The 10856-nt window shown below is 39.7% G+C and carries 13 protein-coding genes, 1 tRNA gene and 1 pseudogene; 12 read left to right on the top strand and 3 right to left on the bottom strand.

Annotated elements, in window-relative coordinates; genetic code table 11:
* Positions 1-90: 90 nt before the first annotated feature.
* A complete protein-coding gene (locus RQ763_RS05000) occupies positions 91-309 on the top strand; it encodes a hypothetical protein (RefSeq protein WP_314151553.1) in 219 nt (72 codons plus the stop codon).
* A gap of 64 nt (positions 310-373) precedes the next feature.
* Positions 374-450: transfer RNA gene (locus RQ763_RS04995), tRNA-Arg, on the top strand.
* Between the two features lie 174 nt (positions 451-624).
* Here RQ763_RS04995 and trpA read toward each other — a convergent pair.
* Complete coding sequence (gene trpA / locus RQ763_RS04990) at positions 625-1365, bottom strand: tryptophan synthase subunit alpha (protein WP_314151552.1); 741 nt, start codon at positions 1363-1365, stop codon at positions 625-627.
* On the bottom strand, positions 1362-1766 hold the full coding sequence (locus RQ763_RS04985) for an Hpt domain-containing protein (RefSeq protein ID WP_314151550.1): 405 nt from the start codon (positions 1764-1766) through the stop codon (positions 1362-1364). Before RQ763_RS04985 ends, trpA begins: the two co-directional genes overlap by 4 nt.
* A gap of 78 nt (positions 1767-1844) precedes the next feature.
* Here RQ763_RS04985 and panB point away from each other — a divergent pair, with 78 nt between their 5' ends.
* From panB to RQ763_RS04970, 3 genes are read left to right on the top strand one after another with little or no spacing between them, the layout of a single operon-like run.
* Complete coding sequence (panB, locus tag RQ763_RS04980) at positions 1845-2636, top strand: 3-methyl-2-oxobutanoate hydroxymethyltransferase (RefSeq protein ID WP_314151549.1); 792 nt, start codon at positions 1845-1847, stop codon at positions 2634-2636.
* A gap of 8 nt (positions 2637-2644) precedes the next feature.
* Entirely contained in the window at positions 2645-3658 is a 1014-nt protein-coding gene (gene ruvB, locus RQ763_RS04975) for a Holliday junction branch migration DNA helicase RuvB (RefSeq protein WP_314151548.1), read from the top strand.
* Positions 3655-4710 carry an AI-2E family transporter gene (locus RQ763_RS04970; protein ID WP_314151546.1) on the top strand — a complete coding sequence of 352 codons (1056 nt, stop codon included), beginning with the start codon at positions 3655-3657 and terminating at the stop codon, positions 4708-4710. Before ruvB ends, RQ763_RS04970 begins: the two co-directional genes overlap by 4 nt.
* Here the strand turns inward: RQ763_RS04970 and RQ763_RS04965 are convergent.
* Complete coding sequence (locus RQ763_RS04965; RefSeq protein ID WP_314151545.1) at positions 4707-5594, bottom strand: lipid A biosynthesis lauroyl acyltransferase; 888 nt, start codon at positions 5592-5594, stop codon at positions 4707-4709. The genes RQ763_RS04970 and RQ763_RS04965 overlap by 4 nt on opposite strands.
* 197 nt (positions 5595-5791) lie before the next feature.
* On the opposite strand from RQ763_RS04965, the gene RQ763_RS04960 reads away from it, so the two are divergent.
* The 7 genes and pseudogenes from RQ763_RS04960 to RQ763_RS04930 form a co-directional block, all read left to right on the top strand.
* Complete coding sequence (locus RQ763_RS04960) at positions 5792-6697, top strand: PDC sensor domain-containing protein (RefSeq protein ID WP_314151544.1); 906 nt, start codon at positions 5792-5794, stop codon at positions 6695-6697.
* Entirely contained in the window at positions 6694-7305 is a 612-nt protein-coding gene (hisH, locus tag RQ763_RS04955) for an imidazole glycerol phosphate synthase subunit HisH (protein WP_314151543.1), read from the top strand. Before RQ763_RS04960 ends, hisH begins: the two co-directional genes overlap by 4 nt.
* 103 nt (positions 7306-7408) lie before the next feature.
* Complete coding sequence (gene hisA, locus RQ763_RS04950) at positions 7409-8119, top strand: 1-(5-phosphoribosyl)-5-[(5-phosphoribosylamino)methylideneamino]imidazole-4-carboxamide isomerase (RefSeq protein WP_314151542.1); 711 nt, start codon at positions 7409-7411, stop codon at positions 8117-8119.
* Between the two features lie 79 nt (positions 8120-8198).
* Positions 8199-8573 (top strand): chemotaxis response regulator CheY, encoded by a 375-nt coding sequence (locus tag RQ763_RS04945; RefSeq protein WP_294927593.1) that lies wholly within the window; start codon positions 8199-8201, stop codon positions 8571-8573.
* Complete coding sequence (locus tag RQ763_RS04940) at positions 8573-9406, top strand: 50S ribosomal protein L11 methyltransferase (RefSeq protein ID WP_314151541.1); 834 nt, start codon at positions 8573-8575, stop codon at positions 9404-9406. The genes RQ763_RS04945 and RQ763_RS04940 overlap by 1 nt, the downstream gene beginning before the upstream one ends.
* A 2-nt stretch (positions 9407-9408) precedes the next feature.
* A pseudogene (locus RQ763_RS04935) lies at positions 9409-10638 on the top strand (ATP-dependent metallopeptidase FtsH/Yme1/Tma family protein); the annotation flags it as partial.
* On the top strand, positions 10634-10856 hold a 223-nt coding region (locus RQ763_RS04930), incomplete at its 3' end, for a hypothetical protein (RefSeq protein ID WP_314151540.1). The pseudogene RQ763_RS04935 and the gene RQ763_RS04930, both read left to right, overlap by 5 nt.

Genomic DNA, 10856 nt, shown 5'->3' with positions numbered 1-10856 from the left:
AGATAGCAAGATTGATAGAGCAAAATGCCCAAAAAGAGCTTGAAATAGAGGCTATAGTAGAAAAACTAGAAAGTATAATGGCTTAGAATTATGAGTAAAAAGCTTGGTTTAAATATAGGCGGGCGTCGTTTTGATGTTGATGTTGAAGAGGCTTTCGCTGTTTTCTTGCAGGAGCAGATGAGAAAAGATTTTAACATAGAGGGCAACAATGATCTAAAGACTCTCATGCAAGCATATGTCCGTAAAACCCATGAACTCTTTCTACAAGAACAAAGAATAGAAGAAATAACAAAAAAATTAGAATTTTAAGACAAATTTATTATTGTATAAGTTAAGAGTGATATAATTTCGGTCTCTTTAATAGAGATGGTGTGCGCTCGTAGCTCAGCTGGATAGAGCACTGGTTTGCGGTACCAGCGGTCACACGTTCAAATCGTGTCGGGCGCACCATACTATAAAGAAAACTCCCTATAAAATAAACACTTTCAATCAAAATTCACAAACTTCTAAGAACGATAATTCTATTCGACGCCAATTTAAGTTTAAAGTGCAACGTTCATGAAATTCAATAAGCGGGTAAAGATAGAATGTTAACTGCAAAATGGAGAAATATAAAAAAGAGATTTAGCTATTGATCTCATTTTTTATAATCTGTGCAAGTTCACAACACTTCTCTATTTTTTGTTTGTAAGCTAGGGCATCATTTAAAAGTATGTTTACAAAAGCGCTTCCTACTATTACGCCATCGGCACCCTCTACTTTCTCTTTTGCACTCTTTTCATTTACTCCAAACCCTACGTATACGGGTGTTTGCGTATGTTTTTTAATAGATGAGAGTATGGGCTGGAGATCTTCAGATGCGCCTGAGCCTGTTATTCCTGCGTACGCTACCATGTAGATAAATTTTTTGGACTCTTTTACAATCTTCTCTATTCTGTCTTGTGTGTCGGTCGGTGCGATAAAACTGATGTTTGAGATGCTGTTTGAGTCAAAAAGATCTTTGTAGATGAGAGTCTCTTCATATGGAAGGTCTGGGATTATTAGCCCGTTTACTCCTATCTTTTTGGCAAGCGGAATCAAACTCTTTAAGTCATGTTGGTAAAAGCTGTTAAAGTACCCCATCCAGAGTGTATCGACTTTTGGAGCGACAACTTCTGATATCTCTAAAAGATGTTTAAACTTAAAACCGAGTTTAAGAGCTTTGTGGTTCGCTTCCTCGATGGATGGACCATCAGCTACGGGGTCTGAGAAGGGAACTCCGAGCTCTATGGCATCTACGCCGCTCTCCCCTAGAGCCAGTGCTAAGTCAATACTGAAAGATTTTTCCGGGTAGCCGGATGTTATATATGCCACTAGTTTTTTCAACTGCTCTCCAAGTCTGGTAATTTAAGTAGAGAATATTTTATATGGCTCAATTCGTTGTCATGTTTGAGGTCGTCTCTCCAGATGGCAAACATATCGCTGATGCTTAACAGCCAGTTTACAGTCTCTTCATTGACGCTCTTATGCTCGGTTCTTATGACTTCGAGCGTATCTTCAACAAAAGCTGCAAGTTTTGCCATTTGTACGATTTTTAAATAGCCTGAAGCCGACTTGATATTGTGAAAGATGCGAAAAAGCTCATTTACGCTTCTCTCATACATGTTTGGCTTGGAAAGGTCGATAATCAGACTCTCCATAAAGTCAACCATCATAGAGTAGTGGTCCAGAAACTCATCGACTATTTCATAATCAAAGTTGGAATCTAAATCACTTCTTACGCCCATAAAATATTTCTCCTATATGGTCAAAATTATAGCAATATTTAGTTAAAATACCTTTTATTATAAAGAAAGAGTATTTACATGACTAAGAAAATGACTATAACTTCTATCAAAAAAAGTAAAGGTGTCTCCAAGCTGGTTATGATAACTGCTTACGATGCGCTTTTTGCGAGATTGCTGGAGCCTAGTTGTGACATAATTTTGGTTGGAGATAGCCTAAATATGAGCTTTGCAGGCAGAGCAGATACGCTAAGTGCGACTCTCGAGCAGATGATTTACCATACAAATGCCGTCGCACAGGGTGCTAAAAATAGTTTTTTGATCTGCGATATGCCTTTTGGAACATACACAAACCCCGAGGAAGCTCTGAAAAACTCTATAAAGGTGTTTCAAGAGACTCCCGTTGATGCCCTAAAAATAGAGGGCGGCGCAGATAAAGCGCACATTATCGCGCATCTTTGCTCAAACGGTATAGCGGTCTGTGGACACATCGGATTACTCCCGCAAGCCGTTCGCTCAGAGGGCGGATACAAAGTAAAAGGCAAGAGCCAAGAGGAGCAGGAGCAGCTTATTAGAGATGCTAAAGCTCTAGAGAAGGCTGGCGTATTTTGTATGGTTATAGAGGGCGTAAAAGCCGATGTTGCGAAAGAGGTTGCAAAGAGTGTAAATGTGCCTGTTATCGGAATCGGTGCGGGAAGAGATGTAGATGGGCAGGTTCTTGTTTTTTCGGATATGCTTGGTCTCTTTGAGGAGTTTACTCCTAAATTTGTGAAGAAGTATATGGATGGAGCGGCATTGGTAAAAAGCGCTATAAAGAGCTACTCCGATGAGGTTAGAACTCTCGAGTTCCCTCAAGACATACACACCTACTAAGAGAGATTATGGAAAGATTGGTAGAGATAGAGAGATTTGACAACGAGGAGAGCTGCGAGATAACACTCCGTCCAAGTGCATGGAGTGAGTATATAGGGCAAGAGCAGATCAAAAAAAACCTCGGCGTGTTTATAGAAGCGAGTAAAATAAGGGGTGAAGCGCTTGACCACACCCTCTTTTTTGGTCCTCCTGGGCTGGGTAAAACCACTTTAGCGCTTATTATTGCAAACGAGATGAATGCAAATATTAAAGTGACTGCCGCTCCTATGATAGAAAAAAGCGGAGACTTAGCGGCAATCCTCACAAACCTGGAAGAGGGTGACATACTCTTTATAGACGAGATCCACCGCCTCTCGCCGGCTGTTGAAGAGATACTCTACTCCTCCATGGAAGATTTTAGAATCGACATTATTATTGGAAGCGGTCCTGCTGCGCAGACCGTAAAGATAGATCTGCCGCGCTTTACTCTTGTGGGTGCCACAACAAGAGCCGGAATGCTCTCCAGCCCTCTTAGAGACAGATTTGGTATGAACTTTAGAATGCAGTTCTACTCTGCTGATGAGCTTGCAAAAATTATCTCTCAAGCTTCTAGAAAGTTAAACAAAGAGATAGCGCATGAAGCGTGTGTTGAAATAGCAAAAAGAAGCCGCGGAACTCCCCGTATTGCACTTAGACTTCTTCGCCGTGTAAGAGATTTTGCAGATGTGGCAAATGAGAAAGATATAGCACACTCAAGAACAAAATATGCACTCGAAGAGCTGGGCATAAATTCACATGGATTTGATGAGATGGATATAAAGCTCTTAAATCTTCTTGTGGGAGCAAACGGAAGAGCAATCGGGTTAAGTACGATAGCGGCAGCCCTTAGCGAAGACGAGGGAACTGTAGAGGATGTTTTAGAGCCCTACCTTATCGCAAACGGCTATTTGGAGAGAACCGCCAAAGGCAGAAGAGCGACCAGAAGTACTTATGAGATTTTAAACATCGAATTTCCATATCAGGAAGAGGGGGGTCTATTTTGAAGCCGCAATATTTTGTAGCCATACTCTTTGCAACATCGCTTTATTGGATGTATATGCTCTATGCTCCGTTTTTGATGGGAATGATTATTGCGGCACTGCTGGCAATATCGACCTCAAATATTCAGAATTTTTTTGAAAAAGTACTAAGGTCAAAGTTTTATGCCGCGCTTATCTCCAGTTTCTTATTGGCAGTTCTATTTTTTGTGCCGCTTGGATACTTTTTGGCAACACTTACTATAAAACTCAACAGCATGGACCCGATAGTTTTTAAAAATATAGAAATATTCATAAAAGAGTTTTTACAATCTCCACCCGAGTATCTCTCCTTTTTGAAGCCTTATACCGAAAGTTTTATGAAAGATATAAATGTTAACTCTATCGCATCGTACATTCTCTCTTTTACGGGAGATATAGGCTCTTTGAGTGCCGGATATCTTAAAAATTCATTTTTGGTAATAGTTTTTTACTTTTTTGCGCAATATAACGGTGGATATGTAGTAGATTTTCTAAAAAGAGTTGTTCAGATGTCGGTTGATGAGACAACGCTTTTAGCAAGAGAGCTCTCATCCGTCATGAGTGTCGTCTTTTACTCAATCATCGCAAATGCTATGTTTCAGGGCATTTTATTTGGAGTAGCCATATCTTTCATGGGTTACAATGGGCTTTTGTTTGGAATCATGTATGGGTTTGCTTCACTGATTCCTGTAGTCGGAGGAACTCTTATGTGGCTTCCATTTGCACTTTATGAGTTTTCTGCGGGAAATAGCTCAAATGCCATATTTATAGCGCTTTACTCTATTATCGTTATATCTGTAATTGCAGATACTTTTATTAAGCCTTTGGTCATAAAAGAGATCAATTTAAGGCTCTTAAAAGAGGATGATGCAAAGATGAATGAGCTTATTATCTTTTTTGCCATCATTGCGGGGCTTACGACTTTTGGGTTCTGGGGAATGATTTTAGGTCCTGCAATTACCGCATTTTTCCTCACAATTGTAAAGCTTTTTGAGGCTAGAACAAAAGAGTGTGAATCAAAAGCGGAGCAGAGTTAGTTTTTTTTGTATATCTTTGGGTAGTTGCTCTTAAATCTTCGGTGTATCCAAAACCAAAATTTTGGCTCATTAGTTATTAGCTTAGTGAGCCAATCTGCTTGAAGTTGTGTAGCCCTTAAGATGTCGGCTTGCTCATCTTCGCTCTTTAGCACCTCAATCTCATCAAAAAATCTCAAGGTATAGTTCTCTTCATCATCCGTTGTCATGACGACCGGAATAATCGCCGCGTTATATTTTCTCGCAAGATAGGCGGGAGTTGATGTCTGGTGAACAAGTTTGCCCATAAATTCAACCTCCAGACCATCCCTTCTGTTTATTGCCGTATCGATTAAGATACCGCTGGCGCCTCTGTTTTTCACAAGCTTTATAAGAGGTCTTACAACATTTGATTTTTCCAAAGAGCTGTTGCCAAATCTCTCTCGTGACTCCAATGTCCATCTTTGATAATCTTTGTTTTTCATTTTTTTGTATACGGCGGCGATAGGCTCTGCAAAAGCTCCTATTGAGGCTCCGCCAAGCTCCCAAGCACAGTAGTGTGAAGTAACGTAGATCACTCCGCGCCCCTCACTGTGTGCTTTTTGTACAGCTTCAATGTTTTTGATTGTTACTATTTTGTCTAAATCCTCTTTACTCATGTGCCTAATTTCCATGAGATGCAGAAAATTTAGCAGCAAGTTTTTAAAACTGTATTTGACAATCTTTTTCTTCTCTTCTTGCGTAAGTTTGTCGCCAAAAACAAAATCTAGATTGATAAAACCGATATTTCTGTATCTTGATGAGAGAAAGTATGCGATATTTGCCAACAAAACGAAAAAACTTTTTCTTATTTTTTTCGGCAGTAACATCAAGAATTTTTCAAGCAGTAAAAAAAGTTTAAAACCCATTATTAAAAGAACCTCAATTTAATTTTAAAGGCAGATTATATCAAAATGTAACAATGCCTTTGGTATAATTGCGACTATAATTCTCGAAAAACAAAGTTTTTCGTAGCTTTAGGGGGTTGTAGGGACATTTGTCCCTGCTGCTAAAACGGACGCGTTCGTTTTAGTGCATAACATCAGTAAATAAGGCAAGAAAAAATATGGTTATAGCAGATATACAAAATTTTTCTGAAGGTCGCACCAAGGCAAGGGCCTATTTCTGTTATCTTTTTTCAAAAAATATTCAAAACAGACTCCCTTCGCTCTCCGTAGAGTCGATAATGCCTCGTCTTTTAAAGATTAAGGCGGATTTGCAAAATTGCGACGGCGTTTATCTTCTTGATAATCGCGGAATTCAGATCTCTCCCACTTTTGTAGCGGGTGGAGAGATTGATGAAGATGTTGGAAAAATCAGATCGGATCGCGCCTACTACTACAGAGCGGTAAAAGAGGGAAGATGTACGATAACCGATCCCTATCCCTCGCTTATAACGGGCAATCTGTGTGTTACGGCATCACAACCCGTTTATGATGAGCATGGAGAGCTAAAATATATAGCATGCTTGGATATGCCGCTTAATGAGGTTATTAAAATCTCAAGGTCAAGCAAATTTGATAAGTTTTTTACAACTCTTTTTAAGTACTCCTATGCAATTTTCTCTTTTGCGCTTATAGCGGTTGCGATACTACTCTTTTTTAAAGGGATACAGAGCTTTTTTGTCTATGAGATTTCGCCCGGTCATTTTAAAATCAAGGATGTGTTTGAAGCGACAATTTTACTTACGCTTGCACTTGCAATCTTTGATTTGGCAAAAACCCTCATAGAAGAGGAGATTTTGGGCAGAAACAAAGAGAACAGTATCTCCGGTCCGCATAAAACGATGGTTCGGTTTTTGGGTTCAATTATCATAGCCCTCTCCATAGAGGCGCTTATGCTAGTTTTCAAATTTGCAATTACAGACCCAGAGAAGCTGGTTTATGCCATGTATATCGTCGGAGGAGTCTCCATGCTTCTGGTGACATTGGCGGTTTATATAAAATTTACAAAATTAAAGATTGATGAATGATAGGAATAGTTGACTATAACATGGGAAACTTGGCAAGTGTTCAAAACGCATTTGTCAAAATAGGCGCAAAGAGCGTTGTCGAGAGCGACCCGAAAAAATTTAAAGATTATGAGAAGCTGATTCTTCCGGGAGTAGGGGCTTTTGGAGATGCAATGGAGCATCTTAGAGAGCGAAATATGATTGATGCCATAAGGGAGTTTGCTCAAAGCGGCAAGCCTATTCTTGGAATATGTCTTGGCATGCAGCTCCTCTTTGAGAGCTCTGAAGAGTTTGGAAGCAATGAAGGGTTGGGACTTATTAAAGGTAAAGTTGTAGCTTTTGACACAGCTAAATTTAGCGAGCCGCTCAAAGTTCCGCACATGGGCTGGAACAGGATGTTTACAAAAAAACATCCTCTTTTTGAAGGATTGGACGAGGAGCACTATCTCTATTTTGTTCACTCCTATCACGCAGTATGTGAAAATGAAGAGGATATCATAGGCAAGACCGTATACGGCTATGAGTTTGCCTCTGCGGTTGCTTGTAAAAATGTTATGGGAATTCAGCCACACCCAGAAAAGAGCCATAGAAATGGGCTTAAAATATTAGAAAATTTTACAAGGCTATAATAGACACGCTATCGGAAGTAATTCCGCTAGCTACGTTAACACTAAGTTCTCTTCAGCAGAGGGCTCACGCCACTTGTGGCTTATAATTTAAGGATTTATTTACATGACTTTATACCCAGCGATTGATTTAAAAGACGGAAAAGCGGTAAGACTTACAAAGGGTCTTATGGATAGTGCAAAAATATACTCAGATGAGCCTTGGATGCTTGTGAAAAAGTTTGAAGAGATGGGTGCTGAGTGGGTGCATTTGGTTGATTTAAACGGAGCGTTTGCAGGTGAGCCGAAAAACTTGGAGCAGATTATAAAAATCAGACAAAACTGCAGTGTAAAGCTTGAGCTCGGCGGCGGAATTCGCGATGAAGCAACCATTATAAAAATGCTTGAGATCGGAATAGACAGAGTTATTTTAGGCTCAATCGCAGTTAAAAATCCTGAGTTTGTAAAAGAGATGGCTGCAAAATACCCTATAGCGGTTGGAATTGACGCAATAGACGGGTTTGTAGCAGTTGAGGGCTGGGGCGAGGTGAGCTCTATGCGCGCAACGGATTTGGCACGTCAATTTGCAGATGCCGGAGTCGAAGCAATAATATGCACGGATGTTAGTAAAGACGGAACTCTAGGAGGCGTAAACGTAGAGTTTACTGTTGAGATTGCAAAGGCAAGCGGAGTGAGTACAATTGCAAGCGGCGGGGTTAAAGATGAGAGTGATATAGAGGCTCTAATTGCGACAAATTTGGTTGATGGCGTAATTATCGGCAAGGCCTACTATGAAGGGACTCTTGACTTGCCAAAAATGTTTAAGCTCCTCGTTTAAACGGCTCTTTATCATAAAATTAACAAAATTTAGATATTATTTCCTATTAATTTGCAAATTTTCATAAAAAGGATTTCCTTTGAAATTACTTGTTGTCGATGATAGTTCTACAATGCGCCGTATTATAAAAAACACATTGTCAAGACTCGGTCATAAAGATATTCTAGAGGGTGCTGACGGCGTTGAAGGCTGGAGCGCACTGGATGCTAATCCCGATGTAGACATGCTCATTACGGACTGGAACATGCCTGAAATGAACGGTCTAGAACTTGTAAAAAAAGTTCGCGCAGATGCTAGATTTAAGGATTTGCCAATAATCATGGTAACAACAGAGGGTGGTAAAACAGAGGTTATTACCGCATTAAAAGCAGGTGTTAACAACTACATTGTTAAGCCGTTTACACCACAGGTTTTAAAAGAGAAACTTGGCGCTGTTATGGGTATTGAGGTGTAATGCAAGAACACTACTTTGAGCTAAAAGTCAGTGTCTCCTCTCATCATGCACTATTTTGCGATTTTTTAACAGATACTCTACCAATTGGTTTTGAAGAGACAGATGACGGTTTTATTATAAGAAGCGAAGATAATCTAGAGACTATTGTCTGGGGTTTAGAGCAGTTTGCAGAGGCTCTTGGAAAGGCTCTTGGCGAAAATATAGATATTGAGTGCGAGCAGACAAAACTTAAGAATAGTGATTGGGTTCAGCTTTATCAAGACAGCGTAAAACCGCTTACAATCGATAAGTTCTACATTCATCCGACATGGGATGCACCGCATAAAGAGCTTATAAATATAGAAATAAACCCTGCTCTGGCATTTGGTACGGGTCATCATCCAACAACGGCATCAGCATTAAGAGCAATAGCAAAATATGTAAAAAAAGATGACAGAGTTTTAGATGTAGGCTGCGGAAGCGGTATCTTAGCGATAGGGGCTATAAAAATAGGCGCTATCGTAGATGCTTGCGATACGGATATAGCATCCGTAGAAAACAGCAAGCAAAATGCAGAGTTAAACTCAGTAGAGTTTGAAAATCTGTGGGAAGGTTCCTGCTCTGAGGCAAAAGATGTTTATGACGTTGTCGTAGCAAATATCGTGGCAGACGTACTCATCTTTATAGCAAATGACTTAAAAAGTGTTTTAAAAGAGGGTGGAGTGCTTGTGCTATCTGGAATATTAAATAAATATGAAGCAAAAGTTTTAAAATACTATCAAGATTTTGAAATTTTAGAAAAAATAGACCAAGATGAGTGGGTCACTTTAATACTAAAAAAAGGTAGAAAATAGATATGAAAAATAAGAACGATAATAATGATGAGAATAATTTTTTTAATAAAAATCCGCTTATAACCTTTGCGATTTTTTCGGTAGTAATTATTTTACTTTTTAAAGTACTTATCGGCGAAAACAGCGGTTCAGACGCAGTAGCAGGCGGTAATAAGAAAGTAAAACAGATAAGCTACTCCGAGCTTAAGTCGCTTATAGAATCAAAAAGCGTAAAAAAAGTTGAGATAGGACAAACCTATATTAAGGCGTTTGGAGCAGACGATATGACGCTCTATACAACAAGGATTGTTCCTGGCGATACAAAGTTAACAGAGGAGTTAGAGAAGCAAAATGTCGAGTACACGGGCTTTAGCGAAACTAACTGGTTCACAGAGATGTTCGGATGGCTCTTTCCTTTTCTGATAATCATAGCAATATGGATGTTTTTTGCTGGAAGAATGCAAAAAAGCATGGGCGGCGGTATTTTGGGAATGGGCGGCTCTAAAAAGATGATCAACTCCGAAAAACCTAAAACAAAGTTTGATGACGTTGCCGGAGTAGAAGAGGCGAAGGAAGAGGTTCAAGAGATTGTAGATTTCTTGAAGTATCCGGGTCGTTATGTCGAGATAGGCGCAAAGATACCAAAAGGTGTTCTACTTGTAGGAAGTCCCGGAACAGGAAAGACTCTTTTAGCAAAAGCTGTTGCTGGTGAAGCAGATGTGCCGTTTTTTTCTGTAAGCGGATCTAGCTTTATAGAGATGTTTGTTGGTGTTGGAGCAGCTCGTGTTCGTGACCTTTTTGAGCAGGCAAAAAAAGATGCGCCCAGCATTATCTTTATAGACGAGATTGATGCCATAGGTAAAAGTCGTGCAGCAGGTGCAAACATGGGCGGTAACGATGAGCGTGAGCAGACTTTGAACCAGCTTTTAGCAGAGATGGACGGTTTTGGAACCGATACTCCTGTTATTATTTTGGCAGCAACCAACAGACCTGAGATACTTGACCAGGCACTTTTGCGTCCGGGACGTTTTGATAGACAGGTGTTGGTTGACAAGCCTGATTACGAGGGGCGTATAAAGATTTTAAAGGTTCATGTCAGGGGTGTTAAGACTGATGAGGATGTGGATCTTGAAGAGGTTGCACGTTTGACTGCAGGCTTGGCGGGAGCTGATTTGGCAAACATTGTTAATGAAGCGGCGCTTTTGGCTGGAAGAAAAAGTCAAAAAAGCGTAACACAAAAAGATTTTTATGAATAGAAAAATAATTCAATCTTTTCTGTATGATGAAATAAATCGAATGATTCCTTTACTATTGATATTAATTAGTTTCAGTATTGTACCGAATACGGTTTGGGCTCAAAATTCGGAAAGCCCTATGTTCCAAATTGTTTACAATAAAAAAAGTGTCCCAATTCTTTATGATCAACGTGATGCTGATGTTGTTGGCATAAGTGCAAAAGCACTTGCAAATG

This window comes from Sulfurimonas sp. (assembly GCF_032250635.1).
In the GTDB taxonomy this organism is placed as follows: Bacteria; Campylobacterota; Campylobacteria; order Campylobacterales; family Sulfurimonadaceae; genus Sulfurimonas.
Note: the sequence above shows the minus strand (reverse complement) of the source record. Positions and strands in the feature narration are given on the sequence as shown.